We start from the raw sequence: 22,592 nt of genomic DNA, 5'->3' as shown, positions 1-22,592 counted from the left end.
GACTCTTGTTGAAGGAACTACAGGCCGCTGGTTAGCGGCCGGTGCGTGAAAAAGGTCGATACACTCACTTTTTAGCCAACACGCCGTCAGCCACCCCACGGCAACCCGCGAACATATCCAGCCCCTTGTCGTAGACCTTGCTGTTGACCGCCAGTAAGCCCAGCATCGAATGGAACAGGTTGTCCTGGCTCAATGGCTTGTCACGATTCTGTTGCAGGCACTGGGTGTCGACCGAGAACGACTTTTGATAGTTGTCGGAGAACCACGTCAGCATGGCTACGTGTTTCTGTTGTTCCGGCGCCAGCATGTACGGCGTGCCATGCAGGTACAGGTTGTATTCGCCCAGCGACTCACCATGATCCGACAGGTAAAGCATGGCGGTGTCCACTTTGCCCTGGTTTTTGCGCAGTAGATCAATCAGGGTCGACAGTACGTGGTCGGTGTAGACCAGCGTGTTGTCATAGCCGTTGACGATACTGTCGCGACTGCAATTGTTCAGGGCATTGCTTTCACAGACCGGAGTGAAGCGTTCGAACTCCTTCGGATAGCGTTTGAAGTATTCCGGACCGTGGCTGCCCATCTGGTGCAAGACCAGGACCGTGTCTTTATTCAGGTTATCGATGAAGTGCTGCATACCTTGCAGGAGTATTTCGTCGCGGCATTCGCTGTCGGCGCACAACACCGGGTCCTTCAGATTGCTGACGTCATCGAGGGTGACCCTGTCGCACGTGCCTTTGCAGCCTGACTGATTATCACGCCAGATCACGTCCAGACCGGCACGTTTGAGCACGTCCAGCAGGCCCTCTTCATTTTTCGCCTTGCTGGCGTCGTAGTCCTTGCGGGTCATGTCCGAGAACATGCACGGCACCGAGACGGCTGTTTCCGTGCCGCAGGAGTGCACATCGGTATAGGCAATCAGGCCGGCTTCTTTATTCAGTTTGGGTGTGGTGTCGCGGGCATAACCGAGGATGCCGAAGTTCTCGGCCCGGGCACTTTCGCCAACCACCAATACCGTCAGGGATTTACGGTCATGGGCCTGCCATGAAGCATCGCGTTGGGCATCTTCACCGATTTTCATGAAGGGCTGCCGCGCGGAGACGACTTGCTCACGCAAATAGCCGAACGAGGCGCCGATGTAGTTGCTGGGCACCACCATCAGTCGCAGTTCATGGTGATTGCGAAACAGCGAGGACAAGCCTTGATAGTTGACCAGCGCGACACCGCCGATCACAGCAACCGAGGCGACAGTCACCAGCGCTTTGCTCAACAGGTCACGGTGCCAGCGCCGATAATTGACCGGGGTTTTCCACAATAACCATGAAGGCAAAACACCGAGCAACACAATATAGGCCAGTAACTTCAACGACAGTAAGTCACGCACTTCGGTCGCGTTGGTTTGCGCAAAATTACGCAACATGCCGGTGTCAATCAGCACGCCATACTGGCTCATGAAATACGCCACCCCGGCGCTGATCATGAACATCAATATCAACACAGGCTTCATCACGCGCCGGAACGCCATGAAGGTCAGCACAATGTTGAAGGCAGCCAGAACCATCGCGCCGAATGCGACGCGCATGACAAGGCCCTTGCCATCGGATGCGGTGATTTCAAACAGGTGCTGCCAAAGCACTAAATTGAAGCCGGCTAGTAAGAAGGCACTGACAATCAGTGTCACCCACTCGGGGCGCACGGGTTTGATTTTCAACATAATGATCGGCGGGTCCTAAAGAGAAGCGTCTTCGGCCAATGTGAAAAATTCATTGACCGAGGCGTCACTAACTGTAACCAGTCAACCATCAATTTTTTGTGAAAATCAAGCCAACGAATAGTTTGCTCAAAAATTCAACCCATAACTTTGTATTTATTTGAGGAAGGTTCAGCCTTCGTTCAGGCCTGGTGCAGATACCATCGCCAGTCCTGCTCCCCTACCTCGCCCATGAACTGTCGGTATTCGGCGCGCTTCACCGCCAGGTAAACGCCAAGGAATTCGTCGCCGAACGCCTCACGCGCCCAGGTCGACCCTTCCAGCGCGCGCAATGTGGTCAGCCAATCGGTCGGCAACAATTTCGTGGCCTGGGCGTATCCATTGCCCTGCACCGGTGCACCGGGGTCGAGTTGCTCGCGAATACCGCGATGAATGCCGGCCAGGATCGCCGCGGCCGCCAGATACGGGTTGGCGTCGGCGCCACAGATACGGTGTTCGATGTGCCGGGAGAATGCTGGCCCACCAGGCACGCGCAGACTCACGGTGCGGTTGTCCACGCCCCACGTGGCCGCCAGAGGCGCGTAGCTGTTGGTCTGGAATCGACGGTAGGAATTGGCGTTCGGGCAGAACAGCAACAATGAATCGAGCAATGTGCCAAGCATGCCGCCCACCGCGTGTCTGAGCAGCGGCGTGCCGTCCGGGGCGTCGCTGGCGAACAGGTTGTTGCCTTCCTTGTCCGCAAGACTGACGTGCAGGTGCATGCCGGTGCCCGCCAGGTCATCGAACGGTTTGGCCATGAAGCAGGCTGTCATGCCGTGTTTATGCGCCACGCCCTTGACCAGCCGTTTGTAGCGCACCGCTTCGTCCATCGCCTGCAGGGCGTCGGTGCGGTGTTCGAGGGTGATTTCCACCTGTCCCGGCGCGTATTCGGAAATCGCCGTGCGCGCCGGAATGCCCTGCAGTTTGCAGGCACTGTAGAGGTCCGCCAGGAACGGCTCTATCTGCTCGAGCTCACGCAAACCATAGACTTGAGTGCCACGCGGCCGGCCTCCGTCGACATCCCGTGCCGGCTGCGGCCGACCGTTGCTGTCGCGTTGCTGGTCCAGCAAATAAAACTCCAGCTCCGCCGCCATGACCGGGTAATAGCCGTCGGCCTGCAAGCCTTCGATCACTTTCGCCAGCAAATGGCGGGGGTCGGCAATCGTCGCCGGCAGGCCTTCCTTCGGGTGCATGCTGACTTGCACCGCCGCCGTAGGCATCAGCCGCCAGGGCATGCGTGTCAGGCTGGCGCTGATCGGGTACGCCCGGCAATCGATATCGCCGACGTCCCAGACCAGGCCGGAGTTCTCGACGTCATCGCCATTGATGGTCAAGCCCAGGATGGTGCTCGGCAACGGCCGCCCGCTCTCGTAGACCGCCAGCAGTTCATCTCGGTGCAACAACTTGCCCCGGGGCACACCGTTGTTGTCGAGGATGAATAACTCGAACATCTCGATATCCGGGTTCTGTTCGAGAAAGGTCAGGGCTTCTTGCAGGGGAGCGAAGGAATTCGTGGCACGACTCATGGGGATTCTCTTTTTCCGCGTCAGGCGAACGCGCAGGCGTCGCCGATTCGATCCTGGCGCACAGCGCAGGACCCGTAGGAACAATTAACGGGAAAGGCAGGAATCCGGTGGACGCGCGTGACGGCAGTGCCACAGCGCCCAGAAGGCTAATTCGGAGGGAAGTGCGACGGGACAACCGTCCATAGCGAAAACCGAAGAAAACAGATGAATTGCAGCGTCACACGGCAGGTCAGGTCGTTAAATCGGGATTTGAAGAACTTTGGGTGCACGAAGACTAAACAATCGTCTACAAGTCACTTAAAACCCTGTGGGAGCGGGCTTGCCCGCGATGACGGATTAACATTCAGCAGATTTGTTGACTGAACAACCGCTATCGCGGGCAAGCCCGCTCCCACAGGGGGAATCTGTCGTACGGCGCAGGTATTTAATTTTTAAATACCTGTGCGGATTATCTGATTTGCCGCCTTCAAGCCTCGCGCGCTTAATCGGCCCCTTGATTATCCAAGGTCCGCTTGATGGAAAACGTTCGCGCCACTACCCGCCCCGCCCTCTGGCTGATGGTCTGCATCATTCTCGTCGCCCTGAACCTGCGCCCCTCCATGGCCGCTGTCGGGCCGTTGCTGTCGGCCATCCGCGCAGACATTCCGTTGAGTTTCAGCCTCGCCTCGCTGCTGACGATGCTGCCGGTCATGGCGATGGGGTTGGCGATGTTCTTCGGCCTGAGGGTCAGACAACGGTTCGGGGAACAGCGCACCGTGGTGATTTCGCTGGTGATCATTAGCCTGGCCACGGTGTCGCGGCTGTTCGTCGACTCAGCCGTCGAACTGATCCTCAGCGCCATGCTCGCCGGCATTGGCATTGCGCTGATCCAGGCACTGATGCCGGCGCTGATCAAATCCCGTTTCAGCGACAACGTCGCCGTGGGCATGGGGCTCTACGTGACGGCGATCATGGGCGGCGCGGCGATGGCGGCATCGTTTGCCCCGCTGGCGATGACCCGCACCGGCAGTTGGCGCGTGGGGCTGGCAATCTGGGCGGCATTGGCGGTGGTCGCGCTGCTGTTCTGGACGGCCGGGCGCCCGGGAACGCCGACACTCAATGCGCCAGCATCCCGCACGGAATCCTTCTTCGCCAATTCCCGCGCCTGGCTACTCGCGATCTTCTTCGGCTTGGGCACCGCGTCCTACACCTGTGTGTTGGCCTGGCTGGCACCGTACTACGTGGAAAAAGGCTGGAGCGAACAAGACGCCGGTTTGTTGCTGGGCTTTTTGACGGCCATGGAAGTGTTGTCCGGGCTGATCACACCCGCCATCGCCAACCGCAGCCGCGACCGGCGCAGGGTGCTGGTGGTGTTGCTGGCGCTGATCATGGCCGGTTTCTGTGGGCTGATTCTCGACCCGCTGTATTTGAGCTTGCTGTGGCCGTGTCTGTTGGGCCTGGGCATTGGCGGACTGTTCCCGATGAGCCTGATTGTGTCGCTCGATCACCTGGACAACCCGCAACGCGCTGGCGGACTCACAGCTTTCGTGCAGGGCATCGGCTACCTGATCGCCGGCCTCTCGCCTCTGATGGCCGGCATGGTCCGCGATCGACTGGGCAGCTTCGAATGGGCCTGGTGGTGCCTGACCGGCGTCATGGCGCTGATGATACTGATGGTGTTGCGCTTCAATCCGCGGCATTACGCTCGACACATTCACTGACGCACAATCCACCATAAGGTCTTCGGGAACATGGCGTCAGTCGTGTTCGGAACATTTTCTGTCCCACAACTGACTGTGAAACTTCCTACGGGGCATTCTCCTGGCACCATCGTTCCGTTAGGATCTTTCGCACAAGTTTGCGCACTGTCAGCGCAAGGAGCACAGCGAGACAGAACGGATGCTGAACAGTAACTTGCTAAGAAAGCTAGACATGCAGGACCTCATGGTGTTTGTCGCCGTGTATGAGCAAAGCAGTGTCACCGGTGTGTCAGAGGCGCTTTGCGTCAGTCAGTCCACCGTCAGTTACTGCCTGAAAAAACTGCGGACCAGTTTTGAAGACGAGTTGTTCATCAACACCCGCACGGGCATGCGTCCCACCTACAAAGCCGGCACCATGTACACGCATGTGCTGAAAATCCTCGAAAGCATCAACTTGTGCCATGCCGGCGCCCAGACCTTTGACCCGACCTTGCAACCGGTGACGTTCAACATCTGCGCGCCGGAATACTTCGAACAGTTGATCCTGCCGCGACTGTTGAAAAGCTTCGATTTCGCCGATCTGCCGGTGATGGTCAACATGCACAAGTTCGAAACCGACATCCCGGCGGAAGAATTGCGCGAGGGCAGCCTCGACCTGGTGATTTGTTTCGGCCCCCACTTTCATCGAAGCCACAGCGATTTCAAATCCCGACAACTGCTAGAAGATGATCTGGTCTGCGTCTTCGACAAACGCGCCACGCCATTGCAGGCGCGTTTAAGCTTGCAAGCGTTCGTCGAGCGCCGGCATGTGTTTCCCACCCCGTGGACCTCCACCACCAACATGGTCGACGGTTGGCTGGCGCAGCAGGCGCACAAACGGCAGATTGTCGCCCGCGCCAACAGCTACAGCGCGGCATTGAAATTGATCACCGGCACCGACTTCATCCTGACCCTGCCCCGCCGTGTCCAGCAATTGCTGGCCAACGAGTCGATCTTCAATCACTGCGAAGCGCCCAACGGCTTGCCGGGATTCACCCTCGACATGCTGTGGAGCCAAGGCGCCGATCAGGACAGCGCCAACACCTGGCTGCGCGAACAAGTGATCAAGGCCTGTGCCGGGCAGGAAATGGCCTGAAACTCAGTGGCCGATGGCCGTCTTGGTGTAGGACTCTCGATCGATGTCGAGGATCTCCACACACACCTGGACTTCAACACCGGTCGGCCACTCACACAGGTCCTGCGCCACGGCCAGCAGACTCTCGGACAACTGCTTTTTGATCTGCGGCGAGCGACCGCTCAACAACGCCAGCTTCACATGCACGAATGCCCGCTCGGCCAACGCGGTGCCGACCTTGAACGTCTGGACCTTCACGGCGCGACTCTTGATGTCGAACTCCGCAGCAAACTGACCGGAAGCCACCAACGTATTGTTGAGCCGGAGCAATGCCAGGTCGGCATTCAGTCCGGGCAGGTTGGCGGTGTATTCCATGTGCAGGTGGGGCATGGTTTGGCTCCTGAAATGTTCTGGAAAGGTCCTACATATAACACAGCGTTGTCTGGCTCACGGAGACTGCGGCAACACGTTGCGCTCACTCATGAACGCCTCCAGCCTCGAACGCAACCAGCGTTCGGCCGGGTCGGTATCGACGTGGCTGAGCCAGACCATCGACAGGTCCAGCGTCGGGGTCTTGAACGGAAAGGGCTCTGAGAACAACTGACCGGATGCGGCCATCGCCTCGGCGGCGTAATCCGGAAGGCTGGCGATCAGGTCGGTGCCGGCAAGCAAGGCCGGCAGTGAGCTGTATTGCGGCACCGATAGCACGACCTGACGCGTGCGGCCAATCTCCGCCAGCCATTCATCGGCGTAGCCACTGACGTTGGCCGTGTGTGACACCAATACGTGTGGCCGTGCGCAATATTCATCAAGGGTCAGCGGCGTGTCGGACGCATCGGCGCGCAAAATGCTCGGCTGGATGTGCCGCAACAACTTGCGCTTGGCATTGGCCGGCAAACCACGGGTCTGGCTGATACCGACGGTGATGTCGCCGGACGCCAGCAAGTCGGGAATACGCCAGTAATCGACATGCTGAACCACGAATACCACCTTGGGCGCTTCCTGGCGCAAGGCCCGTAGCAGCGGTGGCAGCAGACCAAACTCAACGTCGTCCGACAAACCGATGCGAAAGGTCATGGTGCTGCTGGCCGGGTCGAAGTCGTGGGTCAGGCTCAACGCCACCGACAATGAATCCAGCGCCGGCGACAAGTGCAGGATGATTTCCTCGGCCCGCGCCGTCGGTTCCATGCGATGACCGACCCGAATGAACAGGGGATCGTTGAACATCGTGCGCAATCGGTTGAGTGCCGCACTGATGGTCGGCTGGCCAAGAAACAGCTTTTCTGCCACCCGCGTCACGTTGCGTTCGAGCATCAGCGTTTCGAACACCACCATCAGGTTGATGTCAGCCTTGCGCAGTTCATTGCGATTCATTCGTTGTCCCCGGTCCCCGATACTTGCGGCAGTGTAGAAAGGCCCGAGGAAGGCGTCTACGTGCAGCCCTCCTCAATTGACCGTCAACGCCTTCAATCCGAGCGCTAGTTGCCGAACGTCAGCACCAAGCCCGAACTGTTTTGGGCTGACGGCATCGGCGAACTGCATTTGCAGCCTCAAGACGCCCTGACTCGACACCCGCTCTTGCATCCCGGCAGTGAGGGGAACCTCGATGACGTTGCCATCGGCCTGCTCAAGCTGGGCGGACATGGCCGGCATGCCATTGATGCTGATGACGACACGCTGACGCGCGTGGCCAGGGGGCAGAAACGCCGTGGCTTCCAGGCGCAGCGAATGCACGGGCGCCTGCACCCGGAACATCACTTCAGCGTCCGGACTTTTCGACCAGGTGCCCCAGGGCTCGGTCTCGGACCAGCCCTTGGCCAACAGCGCGCCACCCAGGCTGCCATCGTTGAACAGCGTTTTTTGTCCGGGCTCGATAGCGGGAACCAGCTCCAGCGGATTGATTTGCGAGGATGCCTGCAAGCAAGTCCCGCACTGTTTCCACCCTGGGGCCAGCACCGTGAAGCCATCAATCCTGGCGAATAGGTCCGTTTGCGTATCGATGTTTCTCACCGACTGGATCAGCGCACGCTCGTCGAGCAGGTACAACGAGTCGGCGTCATATTTGCCCGACGCCATGGCCCGAGCCGTTTCCTGCTCGGATTCAATCCATTTGGCAGTGTCCATCCGCCCAAGGTAAACCGCGTTTGTCGCCAGGCCATGGGCACCGGCAAAATCGGCCACCGCCATCCACTTCGGGGACAGGTTCTGCGGAACGATCCAGCGAATCTTGCGGTAACGAGCCGCGGCGCTTTCCCAGAACGGATCGACCATGGGCGACGCCCATTCCGACGCCGGCGCCACCATCAATTGCTTGCGAACGCCGACCCAGCCCGCATGTGTGTCCAGCACCTGGATGAACAGCGCCAGTGACAACAGACTCAAGGCTGTGCGCGGAGTGTTGGCGCAAATGACCAGGAAAATGATGGCGATGATGATCGCGTAGTACACCGGCCAGAACATTCGTCCTGAAGCCCTGAAAATGTTGGCGACCGAAATCACCCACGCCGGCAGTGGATAGGTCCATTCGAGTGAGCCTAGCGCCAAGTTATTCGAGATCGAGAACAGGCTCAGCCCCACCAGCGCCGCCAGTAAAATGGGTCTGCGCCCCAGTCGCCGAGCAAATCCGGTGTTGCCTTGAAGCAGCCCCACCAGCGCACAAATCCCCAGGGTGATCAGTCCGAGCCCCAGAAAGAGAAACCCTTCACCGTCACCGTACCCTTGAACACCGGGTATATCTTTCAGGATGTAGGACCACTGCCCAGACCAATTGCCCGGATCGAACAGTGACAGCAGGTTCATGGCGTACATGCCAAAACCATCCGATACCGCGCCGCCGCCCACCGAAAAATAACCCGCCTGCCAGCAACACAAACTGACCAGTGAAAACAGCCCGATCAATTCGATGGCCGCAGACTGTAACGTCAGTTTTTTCCTGAAGTAGCCGGCAGCGAGGTCTGCGATCCAGATCGCGGCAACCATTGCCAGAAAGTACGCATGGACCAACGCAGCCACCGCCAGCAACGAGCCCCAAGCCAATCGCCGACGGTGCAATTGCGGGTGCAGGCCCAGGTACAACGAGGCCAGCACCAGAAAATGCCCGCCCAGGGACAAATGGAACGGCAGGCGCATGAGCATCGGCGGAACAAAAAGAAACAACGCAGTACTCACCGCGCGCACAGCCACATGTGAGGTCATCAGCCCCACCACTTTCCAGGCGAACCAAGCCTGCAAAACGAAGCACGCCAGGAACCACAGGCCGAAATACTGGAAAGGCGTCGGTAAAAGCGAGGCGAACGGTTTAAACAGGAAGGCCAACAGCGGATTGGAATCAGAAAAGATGATGCCGTTGCTCAATTCCAATCCGTAGGAAGGGTTGAGCCCTATCGGAAAGGTCCACGGCGACTGCCGGAAAAATACCCATCCCAGATAATGCGTTGCCGGGTCTCCGTTGCCCAGCCACGCAATGTTCTGCGGATTGAGCGCCCGAGGACCGATGACAATGAAAAAGGCCATGACACCGATCAACAATGGCAACAGGTTGATCGCCAGGCGTTTGACTGAGTCGGTCATCGGTACGTCCAGAAGTTATGCAATACAAAGGTGAACGCCGGAATGGTCAGCGCCACCGCGCAAATACCCAGTAAGTAATGCAGCCCGGCCATTTGCGCGGCCCAGGCCACCAGCATCGCCAGGAGAAAACCTGCCCCCGATACCATCATGAAGCGCAGCAACGTTCGGCCGTGCAGCCGCGCGGAAAAGCTCCAGGTGGTATTGATCAGGTAGGACACCACGGTCGCCACGGCAAACGCGACGCCATTGGCAACGGGCGGTAATGGCGCTACATAGTTGATGAACAACACGGCCACCAGCGCATGCAAAGCCGTGACGAACAACCCGGTCACGGCAAAACGCAAGCCGCGCTGGATCAAGGCGGATTTTTCGCCTGGCGTCACGGCTTTTGCGCCAGGACAAACACCGTCAACCCGGCGAGGCGATTCGCGCCCATGAAGGGCAGCTCGATATTGCACAGCGTCTTCAAAATCGTATTCACCAGTGGATGGTGCTGCTTGAGTTGCGAGCGCGGGGGCGACGGTTGTGCACCTTTGGGCAACAAGCGCAGGGTCGCCGCGATCGGGAACACCAGGCCGAAGTAATAAGCGCCCTGCTTCACGGTCAAACCGCAATTGCGCACTACCGCTTCCAGTTGCGCAAGGGTGTAGCGACGCTTGTGTTCAAGAAAGTCATCGTGCCCGCTCCAGAGAAACTGAAACGCCGGCACTGTTATCAGGAAGCGGCTGCCGGACGGGACCTTCTCGACGTAGGCCTTGAGTAATCCGACGTCGTCATCGACATGCTCCAGCACGTCCATCAGCAACACCAGATCGGCGTCCACCGCCTCGATACTGCGACGGTAATGCACCGGTTTACCGTCGGTTGTGGCGTCCGAATCGGCGTCATAACTGATGTCCACGCACCACGCCTCACTCGCCGATGAATGAGTCAGCAAATGGTGGGAAAAGAACCCCGAACCGGCACCCACGTCGAGAATTCGCCTGTACGGCGTAGTGCCCAGCAACCGCATGGTCGCTGCGGCCTTGGAGGCGTAATACCAATGCCGATCGATGCTTGAACCGAGGATGTCGGTTTCCTTGAGATCCATGGTTCAGTCCTTGGGATCATAGACACGCCGCACCACATATACCGGGCGACGTTTTGACTCGATGTAGGTTCGCCCCAGGTATTCACCCAGCACCCCGATGCCGATCAATTGCAGGCCACCGAGAAAGGTGACGGCAACCATCAGCGAGGCATAACCCGGCAGATCGACCCCGGAGATCAGGGTGCGCAGCACAATAAAGATGGCGAACGAAAAAGAGATCAGTGAAACGAACAGCCCCAGATACGTCCAGATGCGCAGCGGCTCCGTGCTGAAACTGGTGATGCCCTCGAGGGCGAAATTCCACAAGCGCCAACCGTTGAACTTGGTCGTCCCGGCCACACGTTCCGGGCGCTCATAATCCACATAAGTGGTGCGAAACCCGACCCAGGCGAACAGACCTTTCATGAATCGCCGCGATTCCGGCAACGTTTGCAAGGCATCGACCACGCAACGGTCCATCAGCCGGAAATCACCGACGTTTTCCGGCAGGTGTTGTTCGGCAATTCTGTTGTGCAGGCGGTAAAACCAGTTGGCAGAGGTTTGCTTGGCCCAGGAGTCGGTCTTGCGACTGACGCGGTGGCCCAGCACCACTTCATAGCCTTCGCGCCAACGGGCGATCATTTCAAGGATGACTTCGGGCGGGTCCTGCAAATCGGCATCGATCGGCACCACGGCCTGGCCGGTCGCCGTCTGCAAACCGGCGGTCAACGCCGCTTCCTTGCCGAAATTGCGACTCAGGTCGACGATACGAATACGCGAGTCGCTCTTCTGTCGCTCCAGCAGCACCTCGAGCGTTGCGTCAGTGCTGCCGTCATTGACGAACACGATCTCCAGCGCGATCAGCGCCTGATCCCTGAAGACGTCAGTGATCCGCGCGATGAACACATCGAGGGTCGCGGCTTCATTGAAGACCGGGATGACGAGCGAAAGCGCCAAAGGCCCGGTCAGGTGCGGTCCGTGCTGATGAGTCAATTGATTGCTCTTTTTTTATAGTGATTTTTCTACAATCCGGGGTCGACGGCAGATGTTCGACACCGAGAGCCGAATCGTATTAAGCAGGACCAGGAGTGGTGATGCAAGGGCGAAACTGCGGGGATTCTGGCCATTTAGTCGCGGCAGGTTGCAGCGTAGGAAAAGCCTTCAAACTATTGGAAACACATGCTTGATGGCCAAAAAATCCTGCTCCGCTAGGCTTGCTTCGATGCGCCACACAGGTTGTCGCAATTACCCAACGCATGGAGCGAGCAGTATGTATTTCGAGATTTACAGACAATCCAAAGGCACCCCGAGCACCGGTAAAGGACAATGGCGCTGGCGCCTGAGGGCCGGGAATCACGAAACGATCGCCAGTGGAGAGTCGTATGTGAACAAGGCGGATTGCCTGCACGTCATCGGGTTGATCAAGGGGGTTGAGTGTGAGACGCCGGTGAAAGAAATCTAAGGTTGAATTCACTGGCCCCATCGCGGGCAAGCCCGCTCCCACAGGGATCTACTGGGGCCACACAATCGTGTGTTCATCCAAGATTCCTGTGGGAGCGGGCTTGCCCGCGATAGGGCCCGAAAAAACACCATCAAACTATGGCCAAAAGCCTTCTTCAACGGGGCAACGGATACAACGCCTCATCAAACTGCGCCAACCGCGGAAACTGCATCGGCTGGTCATCACTCAAGTGCTCAAGACGCTCCTGATAACCCACCAGGAAATCCTTGCGCGCTTCGTCGCTGATGTACGGCACATGCCACGCTACAAACGGCTCCAGCACATCAAAACCGACATACGCCAGCGTACCGCGCAGAATCGGGCGCAGCATGTCCTCCAGCGGACCATGAATCGCGCCATCACCGAACATATGCTCGCGGCCACCCAGGGTCACGGACACCAGCGCCTTCTTGCCGCTCAACCCGCCCTGATCATAAAAGCGTTTGCCGCCATAGCAGACACCGGATACCAGCACCCGATCAATCCAGCCCTTGAGGATGGCCGGGGTCGAGAACCAAAAAATCGGAAAGTTGAGGATCAACAGGTCCGCCCACAACAGTTTGTCGAGTTCCTGCTGGATGTCCGGCGCCAGCGACTGGCTTTTCACCCCCAGACGCTGTTCCAGCGCATACACCAGGTACTCCGGGTTTTCCCGCGACGAAAAATCATCGGCGCTGGCCACCGGGTTCCAGTTCATCGCATACAGGTCGCTGACCTGAACCTCGTGTCCTTGGGCTTCCAGGGTCGTGACAGCCTGGTCACGCAAGGCGGCGGTAAAGGATTTCGGCTCCGGGTGAGCGTGGACAATCAGTACTTTCATGACAATTCCTTAAACGTTTACAAGCGTGGAGTTTGAAGAAGGTAACGTTCGCGAGGCCAGTAACCGGTCAAGCCAGTCCGGGTCCATTTGCGGTTCGGATGAAAACAGCAGCGCTGTGTAATCCTGATGCGGCGGCGTGAAAATGGCGCTGCGCGAGCCGTGGTCGACCACCCTGCCCCGCTGCATCACCAGCACTTCATCGGCAATCGCCCGCACCGTGGCGACATCGTGGGTGATGAACAGATACGCGACGCCCAGTTGCTGCTGAATACGGTTGAGCAGTTTCAGCACGCCTTCGGCCACCAGTTGATCCAGCGCCGAGGTCACTTCATCGCAAATGATCAGTTGCGGATCGGCCGCCAAAGCGCGGGCGATGCACACGCGCTGCTTCTGCCCGCCAGACAGTTCTCGGGGCTGGCGCTCCATGAACGTCGCCGGGTCGAGCTCGATCATTTCCAGCAGTTCAGCCACCCGTGCACGCATCGCCTTGCCCTTCAGGCCAAGGTAAAACGTCAGCGGCCGGCCAATGATGTCGACGATACGCTGGCGCGGGTTCAGCGCCGTGTCGGGGATCTGGTAAATCATCTGGATACGCCGCAGTTGCTCTTTGCTGCGTTGACGAAAGTCCGCCGGCAGCGCTTCGCCGTCATACAGTACCTGACCCGACGTCGGTGCCAGCAGGCCGGTGATCAAGCGCGCGGTCGAACTCTTGCCACTGCCGGACTCGCCGATCACCGCCAGGGTTTGGCCGCGATGCAGGCGCAACGAGACGTCGTGCAACACCGGTTGATGGCCGTAGCTGGCGCAGCTGTTGCGCAACTCCAGCAAGGGTTTTTCCTGCGCTGGGCACGGTTTGGGCTCGGTGCGGAAGCTGCGCACCGCCCAGAGTGACTTGGTGTAGTCCTCTTGCGGGTCGCCGAGCATTTTGCGGGTTTCGGCTTCTTCCACAAGTTTGCCGTGGCGCAGCACCATGATCCGATCAGCCATTTGCGCGACCACCGCCAAGTCGTGGCTGATGTAGATCGCCGCGCTACCGTAAGTCGCCACCGCGTCGCGAATGGCCGCCAGCACCTCAATTTGCGTGGTGACGTCGAGGGCGGTAGTCGGTTCGTCAAAGATGATCAAATCTGGATGACAGGCCATGGCCATCGCGGTCATCACCCGTTGCAATTGCCCACCGGACACCTGATGCGGATAGCGTTGACCGATCTGTTCGGGATTGGGCAAGCGCAACACCCGGTACAACTCCACCGCTTCTGCCATCGCCTGGGCACGGCTCATGCCACCGTTTTTCACCGCCGTTTCCACGTGCTGGTCAATCAGCCGATGCGCGGGATTGAACGAAGCGGCAGCGCTTTGCGCAACGTAGGCGATGCGCAGGCCACGCAATTTGCGCATGGCTTCGGGGTTGGCGCGCAGCAGGTCGATGCCGTCGAACTGCACCGAGCCGCCAGTGATCCGGCAACCGTCGCGGGTATACCCCATCGCCGCCAGGCCGAGGGTCGATTTGCCGGCCCCCGACTCGCCGATCAGCCCCAGCACTTCGCCGCGTTGCAGGGTCAGGTCGATGCCCTTGATCAGTGGATGCCAGGCGTCTTCGTAATGACCTTCGATGTGCAGGTCACGGATTTCCAGCAATGGTTTTTCATGGTTGAGCACGCTCATGTTCAGCATTCCTTGAGGCCGCTGGATTTGTGCAGCATCCAGTCGACGACGAAGTTGACGCTGACCGTGATCAACGCCACGGCCAGGGCGGGCAGCAACGGGCTGATGTCGCCGAAGGTGATCAGCACCGCGTTGTCGCGGACCATACTGCCCCAATCGGCGGTGGGCGGTTGAATGCCCAGGCCGAGGAACGACAGCGCACTGATGAACAAAAACACGAAGCAAAAACGCAGGCCGAACTCGGCAATCAGCGGCGCGGCAGCGTTGGGCAGCACTTCGCGGGTCACCAGCCACCACAGGCCCTCGCCGCGCAGGCGTGCCGCTTCGACGAAATCCTGGACCACCACGTTCATCGCCACTGCCCGCGACAGCCTAAATACCCGGGTCGCGTCCAGCAAAGCGATCACCAGCACCAGCGACGTCGCGGTGGTGCCGACCACGCTGAGGATCAGCAAGGCGAAAATCAGCTGCGGGATCGCCATCAGGATATCGACGAGCCGCGACAACCCCTGATCGACCCAACCGCCCTTGATCGCAGCGATCAAACCGCTCAAGCCACCGAGCAGAAACGCCAGCACGGTGGTCAGGAAGGCAATGCCCAAGGTGTTGCGCGCGCCGAAGACCAGGCGGCTGAACATGTCGCGACCGAGGTTATCAGTGCCCAGCAGAAACTCGCCGCTCCACGGCGCGAAGCCTTCGCCCACCACCTGGGTTTCGCCATACGGCGCCAGCAGCGGGGCAAACAGCGCCACGAGGATGTACAGCACAATGACCAGCATGCCGAACTTCGCACTCAGCGGCGCCCGGACCAACAGTTTGAGCAGGCTCATCGTCTACCCCTTCGGATGCATCAAGCGTGGGTTACTGGCGATGGACAGCACATCCGCCGTGGTATTGAGCAGGATGTAGGTCGCCGCGAAAATCAGGCTGCAGGCCTGGACCACCGGGATGTCGCGCTTGGCCACCGAGTCCACCAGCAACTGGCCCAGCCCCGGGTAGACGAACACCACCTCGACCACCACCACGCCGACCACCAGGTAGGCGAGATTCAGCGCCACCACGTTGACGATCGGCGCCAGCGCGTTGGGCAAGGCGTGGTGGAAAATGATGCGCGACTGGCTGATGCCCTTGAGCCGGGCCATTTCGATGTAGGGGCTGGCCAGCAGGTTGATCAGTGAGGCGCGGGTCATGCGCATCATCTGCGCGATGACCACCAGGCTCAGGGTGGCGACCGGCAATACCGAACGCTCCAGCACCGTGCCGAAGGAAGCATCCGGCGCGAGGTTGGAAATGCTCGGGAACCAGTCGAGTTTCACCGCGAACACCAGGATCAGAATGTAGGCGACAAAAAACTCCGGGAACGAAACGGCACTGAGTGCTGTGGTGTTGAGCAAGCGGTCGAACCAGCTGTTGCGATACAGCGCCGACAGCATGCCCAGCAACAAGGCGAGCGGCACCGAAACCAGTGCCGCCAACGCCGCCAGACTGAAGGTATTGCCCAGGCGTGAGGCGACCAGTTCGGCGATGGGCCGCTGGTTGGCCAGCGAAACGCCGAGATCACCTTGCAGCAAGTGCGTGATCCAGTGCCCGAAGCGGGTCAGCGGTGGCAGGTCCAGGCCGAGCTGAGTGCGAAATGCCGCGACAGTTTCCGGGGTGGCGGACTGGCCAAGCATGGCCTGGGCGATGTCGCCCGGAAGCATGCCGACGGCCAGGAAAATAATCACCGATACCGCGAAGAGCGAGAGCAGGCCTAGGGCCAGGCGCTGCAGGAGCAACTTGAAAATACTGTTCATCATGCGGTTCCTTGAATCGGTCACGCTGGCGAAGACTGCAAATTTCTACTGTGGGAGCGGGCTTGCTCGCGAAGGCGGTGTGTCATTCAACGGATGTGTTGAATGTGGAACCGCTTTCGCGAGCAAGCCCGCTCCCACAGTTGATCTTCACTGGTTTGGAGATTCCTTACGCCTGCCACCAGCGCTCGATGACGCGCAGCCCGTCGAGTTCGCCATACGGCGCGGTTTGCCCGCCGTGTGCGACGCGGTTCGAGCGTGCCGCCACCGAGCTGGCAAACAACGGCACAATCGCACCGCCATCGTCCCGGCACAGCGCCTGCATTTCGTTGTACATCTCGCGGCGCAGCGGGTCGTTCATCTCGCCACGGGCAGCGTTGAGCAGCTGATTGAAACGCGGGTTGTCCCAATGGGTTTCGTTCCACGCCGCGCCCTTGGCGTAACCGATGCTGAACATCCGGTCGGCGGTCAGGCTGCTGTACCAGAACGAGGTGGTGAACGGCTGCTTCATCCAGACATTGGAGAAGAACCCGTCAGCCGGCTCGCGCACCACATCGATGTCGATCCCGGCCTGACGCGCCTGCTCCTTGAACAGCACAGACGCATCCACCGCCCCGGCATATGCCGCGTCGGACGCTTGCAGCTTGACCTTGAGCGAGTCGACACCGGCCTGGCGCAAGTAAAAACGCGCCTTGTCCGGGTCATAAGCGCGTTGTTCCAGCGCGGTGTTGATGAAGCGGCTGCCCGGCTGGATCGGGTGATCGTTACCCACCAGGCCATAACCGTGCAGCACCGAGGCCAACAGTGTTTCGCGATTGATCGCGTGCTTCATCGCCAGGCGAATATTGCTGTTCTGGAACTGCTGGCTGTCGCACAACATCGGGAAGGTGTAGTGCTGGGCGCCTTTGGTTTCTTCAATCACCAGGTTCGGATTGCGCTTGAGCAAGGCCACGGTTTTCAGGTCGACCTTGTTGATCACATCGACCTGCCCGGTGACCAGCGCATTGATCCGCGCCGCACCGTCGGAGATCGCGATCAGCTCGGCGCTGGCGAAATGCGCGCGGCCCGGTTTCCAGTAATCGGGGCTGCGTTCCAGGCCCATGCGCACGCCCGGTTCGAAGTCCTTGAGGCGATAGCCGCCGGTGCCGACGCCGGCCTGCCAGTCCGCCACACCGTCCTTGGCTGGCATGATGACCAAATGGTAATCGGCGACCACATAGGAGAAATCCGCGTTGCCCGAATGCAGCTCGAAGACCACGCTGTCAGGGCCCTGGGCGCTGACCTTGGCGACGTCGCCCAACACGGTCTTGGCCGCTGACGTGGACTTTTCGCCGAGGTGATGCTGGATCGATGCCACCACGTCGTCGGCGGTCAGGGTTTTGCCATTGTGGAAGGTCACGCCCTGACGCAGTTTGAAGGTCCAGATGCGCGCGTCCGGGGTCGATGTCCAGCTCTCGGCCAATTCCGGAATCGCGGTGCCGTCCACGGCGATTTCGGTGAGGGTGTTATAGACCGCCGAGAAGCCGACAAAAGTGAAGGTGTCGCTCCAGGAGCCGGGGTCTTTCGAATCGGTGGTGCTGCCACCCGCCAGGCCCAGGCGCAGCACGCCACCCGTTTTTGGCGTTGCGTCCTGGGCGAATGCGCCCAACGGCAACCCCATGGAAAACGCCCCGGCTACAGCGGCGGCGGCCGCGCTGTACTTCAGGAAGTCCCGACGGTGGAAACTGAATTCATGGTTCGCTTGAGTAATGTTGTTTTTGTTATCGCTCATTGCATGGCCCCTGATCAACAGCAGAGTGAGTAATGAATTACCGGTTTGAAACCACGTAAAACACCGGGCCAAGGCCCGGTGCGCAGATCGTTTGAATCGTTTACGGTCACACCTGGATCGCCTTCACTTCAACAAACTCGTTGAGCCCTTCTTCGCCCCATTCACGGCCATTGCCCGATTGCTTGTAACCACCGAACGGCGCCTGATAATTGAACGCCGCACCATTGAGGAAGCACTGTCCGGCGCGCAACTGCCGCCCCAACTGCAAGGCACGCTCAGGGCTGCCGGCCCACACGCCGCTGGACAATCCGAACGGTGAGTCGTTGGCGATCTGGATCGCCTGCGCTTCATCGGCGTAAGGAATCAGGCACAGCACCGGGCCGAAGATTTCTTCCTGAGCGATGCGCATACGGTTGTCGACGTCGGCAAACAGCGTCGGGCTGACGTAGTAGCCGCGTTCGAATGCATCGACCGTGTCGCCGCCACACACCAGGCGCGCACCTTCCTGCTGGCCGACCTGAATGTAGTCACGCACGGTGCGCCGTTGCGCTGCCGAACACATCGGCCCGAGGAAGCTTTGCGGGTCAAGTGGATCGCCCATGCGCAGGCTTCGGGTTTCGGCGATGGCCAGCTCCACGGCCTCAGCGTAACGACTGGCGGGCAGCAGCATGCGGGTCAGCGCGGTGCAGGTTTGCCCTGAGTTGATCATCACGTCCTGCACGCCGTAGCGCACGGCGGCGGCCAGGTCGGCGTCCTCTGCAATCAGCAACGGCGACTTGCCGCCCAGCTCCAGACACACGCGCTTGACCGAAGGCGCCGCCGCTTGCGCCACGCGAACCCCGGCGCCGGTGGAACCGGTAAACGACACCATGTCAACGTCCGGGTGTTTGGCCAGCGCTTCGCCGACCTTCGAGCCAGGCCCACTGACCAGATTGAAAACGCCGGCCGGCAAGCCGATGGCCTCGATCATCTGCGCCAGCAAAAAGGCATGCAGCGGGGTTTCCTGGCTCGGCTTGACCACCACGGTGCAGCCGGCGGCCAGCGCCGGGGCGAGCTTGCCGATCAGTTGATGCAGCGGGTAGTTCCACGGATTGATGAACGCGCAAACGCCGACTGCTTCACGAATGATCAGCGAGTTGCCGACCTCGCGCACTTCGGCCATCAAGCCTGCGAGCTCAACGTATTGCTCAAGCCCGAGGATCGGCCCGTCGACCTGCACCGACCGGCACCATTGCACCGGCATTCCCAGTTCAGCGGTGATTACTGCGGCCATCTCGTCGGCCCGCACGCGCAACTGCTCGGCAAGCGCGCGGATGTAGCCGGCGCGCACACTTGATGGCGTCCGTGACCAAGGACCGAAAGCACGGCGGGCGGCATCCACCGCGTTGTCGACATCGCGCTCATCGCCGAGCGGCACCGAGCCAGCGATCTCTTCAGTGGCAGGGTTGATCACCTCGGCGATGCCCTGCCCTGACGGGGTTTGCCAGCGGCCATCGATAAACAGCGTCTTGTGGTTATGCATAGACCGGGGCCTCCAGCAATTCAGTGGCGCAACGGGTGATGCGCTGGCAAGCGTCACGTAACGGTTCCTCACCCAACACCAGGCCCAGACGGATGTGCCCGGCGGCGCTCGGACCGAACGCTTCACCGGCCAGCACGGACACGCCGTGACGGTCGAGCAGGCGGTCGGCAAACGCTTGGGCGCTGAGACCGGTGTCGCGGATATCGACCATCACGAACATTCCGCCATCGGGTTTCAAGGCGCGCACACCGGGGCAATCGGCCAGGCATTCACAGACCAGATCACGGCGCTGGCGATAGGCTTCGCGCATCGCTTCAAGCTCCGGCAGATTGCTTTCGAGCGCGACCACAGCGGCGTCCTGAACAAAGTCCGGCAAACCGTAAAGCATGCACAGCGCGAGGTTTTCCAGGTGCGCGGCCAAGGATGGCGGCGCAATCGACCAGCCGATTCGCCAACCGGTCATGGCGTGGGATTTCGACAGGCTGTTGAGCGTCGCGGTGCGCTCGGCCATGCCCGGCAAACTCGCCGGGCTGACGTGTTCGCCGTCAAACAGCAACTCGCTGTAGACCTCATCGGAAATCAGCCACAAGTCGTGGGCGATGCACAACTGCGACAGCGCGAGCCAGGTCTCGCGCGACAAACTGGCGCCCGAAGGATTGTGTGGACTGTTCAGCGCCAGCGCCCGAGTACGCGGCGTGATGCGCGCGGCGACGTCTTCGGGCAGCACCCGAAAACCGTTCTCGGAGCGCACCGGCACCGGAACGACCACCGCGCCGCATGCACCGAACACCGCTTCATAGGTCACGTACATCGGCTCGGCGACGAGCACTTCATCGCCCGGATTGAGCACGCACTGGGCGACGCAGAACAACGCACATTGCGCGCCGGCCAGAACGGTGACTTGATCCGCCGAGACCTGCTGGCCGCTGCGTTGGCCGTAATGCCGGGCGATGCTTTCACGCAGCGCGCGCTTGCCACGCACGTCGGCGTAATGGGTGTTGCCCGCCAACAAGCTATCGATGGCAGCCTGCACAATCGGCACCGGCGTGTCGAAATCCGGGTCGCCGACTGACAACAGCAAAATGTCTTCGCCCTGTTCCTGCAATGCCAGGGCGCGGTAATGGATGTCCCACGCCGCAGCACCATCACCGGCGATACGTTGAGTCAGATCGGAAAAGCGCATGGCGATACCTCAGCCAGAAATTGAAAGTCAGTGCGCGCACGCATGCTTGAGTTCGATCAGGGTCACGCCATTGCGCTTGAAGCCGTGGCGCAAGTCGGTTTGCAACTCGGCCAGGCTTTGCGGCTGGCTCACGGTGCAACCGAAGGCGCGGCCGAGGGCAGCGAAATCCGGGTTGCGCGGCAGCACGCCAATCGGCTCGATGTCGAGCCCGAGCATGTCGTCGCGGATCTGCCCGAGCGCGTCGTTGTTCCACAGCAACACCACCAGCGGGCTGTCCAGCTCCTCGACGGCGGTGGCCAGTTCCTGCGCGGTGTAGAGGAAACCGCCATCGCCCACCAGCACCAGCCCCGGCCGTTGCGGCGCGCCGAACTTGGCGCCGATCCCGGCCGGCAAGCCATAGCCCAACGTGCCGTAGCCGGTCGGGTGTAACCAGCTGCGCGGCGCCAGGCTGTTGAAGGCGTAATTGCCGGTGTAGGCCAGTTGGGTCATGTCGGTGCTGATGAACGCGTTGTCCGGCAGCTCGGCGGCAATTCGTTCGAGAATCGCCTGGTGGATCGACTGCAACGGGCCGTGACTGTTTCTTACGGCTTGACGCAGTGTCGCGACGGCGGCGATGGCAGCGCTGGCATCTCGATGAGCGGGCGGCAGGCGCTCCAGCAATGCGGCGAGGGTTTGCTGTGCATCGCCGTGCAACGCCACAGCGCAGGGATAGAAGTCGTTGAACTTGCGCGGATCGATGTCGACGCGCAGCAGCTGCGCATTCAGTGGCAGGCGCTCGCGCCAGAAATCGGTGTCGGCCATTTCGGTGCCCACTGCCAGCACCACATCGGCCTCGGCGATCATTTGCCAGCCGGGTTCCACGCACAGGGTCGAACCGGCGTTCAGCGGTGCGTCCGGCGCCAACAGGCCTTTGCCGGCGACGCTGGTGAACAGCGGCGCGGCGAGTCGGGTGCTGATTTCTTGCAAGGCATGTTGCGCATTCAGTGCACCACCACCGGCAAGGATCATCGGCCGTTTGGCGTTTTGCAGTTTGCTCGCGGCTTCATCCAGCGCGACGCTTGAAGCGGCGCCACGGCTTGGGCGACGCACCACGTCATTGCTCCAGTCGCGACTGACTTTCGCCGACAGCACGTCGAGCGGCACCGAGATGTGCACCGGACGCGGACGCTCGCTGTCGAACACCGCGTAGGCGCGGGCGATCAGTTCAGGCAAGTCGTCTGTGCTCAACGCAACCGCCGAAAACGCGGTGATCGGCGCGGTCATGGCGCGCTGATCCTGGGTTTCGTGCAGGCAACCCCAACCCTTGCCGAGGCTGGCCGTGTGGTTGACGCTGGAAATCACCAGCATCGGAATCGAGTCGGCATACGCCTGGCCGATACCGGTCGCGGCGTTGGTCACACCGGGGCCGGTAATGATGAAGCACACGCCCGGTTTGCCACTGACGCGGGCATAGCCGTCCGCCATGAAACTCGCGCCTTGCTCGTGACGGGTCAGCACATGGCGGATGCCGCTGCCGGGCAGGCCGCGATACAGTTCCAGCGTGTGCACGCCGGGAATACCGAACACGGTGTCGACGCCGTAGTTGGCCAACAGACGCACCAGGGCTTGGCCGCCGGTCAATGTCGTGTTTTGCAT

The 22,592-nt window shown here is 60.3% G+C and carries 19 protein-coding genes; 3 read left to right on the top strand and 16 right to left on the bottom strand.

The window, feature by feature from the left end:
• Window positions 1-64 precede the first annotated feature (64 nt).
• Together K5K95_RS15870 and K5K95_RS15865 are read right to left on the bottom strand one after the other, a co-directional pair.
• Window positions 65-1,711, bottom strand: a complete 1,647-nt coding sequence (locus tag K5K95_RS15870) for a phosphoethanolamine transferase (protein WP_222590188.1) — start codon at window positions 1,709-1,711, stop codon at window positions 65-67.
• A 179-nt stretch (window positions 1,712-1,890) separates the two neighbouring features.
• Window positions 1,891-3,273: a glutamine synthetase family protein gene (locus K5K95_RS15865; RefSeq protein ID WP_222590187.1), complete on the bottom strand. Its 1,383-nt coding sequence runs from the start codon at window positions 3,271-3,273 to the stop codon at window positions 1,891-1,893.
• A 515-nt stretch (window positions 3,274-3,788) separates the two neighbouring features.
• Here K5K95_RS15865 and K5K95_RS15860 point away from each other — a divergent pair.
• Both K5K95_RS15860 and K5K95_RS15855 read left to right on the top strand, forming a co-directional pair.
• Entirely contained in the window at window positions 3,789-4,973 is a 1,185-nt protein-coding gene (locus K5K95_RS15860; RefSeq protein WP_222590186.1) for a cyanate transporter, read from the top strand.
• Window positions 4,974-5,151: 178 nt separating this feature from the next.
• Window positions 5,152-6,087 (top strand): LysR family transcriptional regulator, encoded by a 936-nt coding sequence (locus K5K95_RS15855; RefSeq protein ID WP_222590185.1) that lies wholly within the window; start codon window positions 5,152-5,154, stop codon window positions 6,085-6,087.
• A gap of 3 nt (window positions 6,088-6,090) precedes the next feature.
• On the opposite strand, the gene K5K95_RS15850 is transcribed toward K5K95_RS15855, so the two are convergent.
• The 6 genes from K5K95_RS15850 to K5K95_RS15825 form a co-directional block, all read right to left on the bottom strand.
• On the bottom strand, window positions 6,091-6,456 hold the full coding sequence (locus K5K95_RS15850; RefSeq protein WP_222590184.1) for a 5-carboxymethyl-2-hydroxymuconate Delta-isomerase: 366 nt from the start codon (window positions 6,454-6,456) through the stop codon (window positions 6,091-6,093).
• 57 nt (window positions 6,457-6,513) lie between these two features.
• On the bottom strand, window positions 6,514-7,440 hold the full coding sequence (locus K5K95_RS15845) for a LysR family transcriptional regulator (RefSeq protein WP_222590183.1): 927 nt from the start codon (window positions 7,438-7,440) through the stop codon (window positions 6,514-6,516).
• A gap of 72 nt (window positions 7,441-7,512) precedes the next feature.
• Window positions 7,513-9,636, bottom strand: coding sequence for a DUF6311 domain-containing protein (locus K5K95_RS15840; protein WP_222590182.1), 2,124 nt, complete (start codon window positions 9,634-9,636; stop codon window positions 7,513-7,515).
• Window positions 9,633-10,019 (bottom strand): GtrA family protein, encoded by a 387-nt coding sequence (locus K5K95_RS15835; RefSeq protein WP_222590181.1) that lies wholly within the window; start codon window positions 10,017-10,019, stop codon window positions 9,633-9,635. The genes K5K95_RS15840 and K5K95_RS15835 overlap by 4 nt, the downstream gene beginning before the upstream one ends.
• Window positions 10,016-10,726, bottom strand: a complete 711-nt coding sequence (locus K5K95_RS15830; RefSeq protein ID WP_222590180.1) for a class I SAM-dependent methyltransferase — start codon at window positions 10,724-10,726, stop codon at window positions 10,016-10,018. Before K5K95_RS15830 ends, K5K95_RS15835 begins: the two co-directional genes overlap by 4 nt.
• Before the next feature lie 3 nt (window positions 10,727-10,729).
• On the bottom strand, window positions 10,730-11,698 hold the full coding sequence (locus K5K95_RS15825) for a glycosyltransferase family 2 protein (protein ID WP_222590179.1): 969 nt from the start codon (window positions 11,696-11,698) through the stop codon (window positions 10,730-10,732).
• A 277-nt stretch (window positions 11,699-11,975) separates the two neighbouring features.
• On the opposite strand from K5K95_RS15825, the gene K5K95_RS15820 reads away from it, so the two are divergent.
• Window positions 11,976-12,167, top strand: coding sequence for a YegP family protein (locus K5K95_RS15820; protein WP_090181275.1), 192 nt, complete (start codon window positions 11,976-11,978; stop codon window positions 12,165-12,167).
• 154 nt (window positions 12,168-12,321) lie between these two features.
• Here the strand turns inward: K5K95_RS15820 and K5K95_RS15815 are convergent, their stop codons facing one another.
• The 8 genes from K5K95_RS15815 to K5K95_RS15780 form a co-directional block, all read right to left on the bottom strand.
• Window positions 12,322-13,026, bottom strand: a complete 705-nt coding sequence (locus K5K95_RS15815; protein ID WP_222590178.1) for an NAD(P)H-dependent oxidoreductase — start codon at window positions 13,024-13,026, stop codon at window positions 12,322-12,324.
• Window positions 13,027-13,035: 9 nt separating this feature from the next.
• Complete coding sequence (locus K5K95_RS15810; protein WP_222590177.1) at window positions 13,036-14,691, bottom strand: ABC transporter ATP-binding protein; 1,656 nt, start codon at window positions 14,689-14,691, stop codon at window positions 13,036-13,038.
• A 2-nt stretch (window positions 14,692-14,693) separates the two neighbouring features.
• Entirely contained in the window at window positions 14,694-15,521 is an 828-nt protein-coding gene (locus K5K95_RS15805) for an ABC transporter permease (protein ID WP_222590176.1), read from the bottom strand.
• A 3-nt stretch (window positions 15,522-15,524) separates the two neighbouring features.
• A complete protein-coding gene (locus K5K95_RS15800) occupies window positions 15,525-16,484 on the bottom strand; it encodes an ABC transporter permease (RefSeq protein ID WP_222590353.1) in 960 nt (319 codons plus the stop codon).
• Window positions 16,485-16,650: 166 nt separating this feature from the next.
• Window positions 16,651-18,252, bottom strand: a complete 1,602-nt coding sequence (locus tag K5K95_RS15795; protein ID WP_222590175.1) for an ABC transporter substrate-binding protein — start codon at window positions 18,250-18,252, stop codon at window positions 16,651-16,653.
• A 106-nt stretch (window positions 18,253-18,358) separates the two neighbouring features.
• The gene (locus K5K95_RS15790) at window positions 18,359-19,774 is read right to left on the bottom strand and encodes an aldehyde dehydrogenase family protein (RefSeq protein ID WP_222590174.1); all 1,416 of its coding nucleotides are present in this window, start codon (window positions 19,772-19,774) and stop codon (window positions 18,359-18,361) included.
• Complete coding sequence (locus tag K5K95_RS15785; RefSeq protein ID WP_222590173.1) at window positions 19,767-20,957, bottom strand: pyridoxal phosphate-dependent aminotransferase; 1,191 nt, start codon at window positions 20,955-20,957, stop codon at window positions 19,767-19,769. The genes K5K95_RS15790 and K5K95_RS15785 overlap by 8 nt, the downstream gene beginning before the upstream one ends.
• A 27-nt stretch (window positions 20,958-20,984) precedes the next feature.
• A complete protein-coding gene (locus K5K95_RS15780) occupies window positions 20,985-22,592 on the bottom strand; it encodes a 5-guanidino-2-oxopentanoate decarboxylase (protein ID WP_222590172.1) in 1,608 nt (535 codons plus the stop codon).

The organism is Pseudomonas sp. DR48 (assembly GCF_019823085.1).
GTDB lineage: Bacteria > Pseudomonadota > Gammaproteobacteria > Pseudomonadales > Pseudomonadaceae > Aquipseudomonas.
This window is presented reverse-complemented; position numbering and strand designations above follow the sequence as displayed.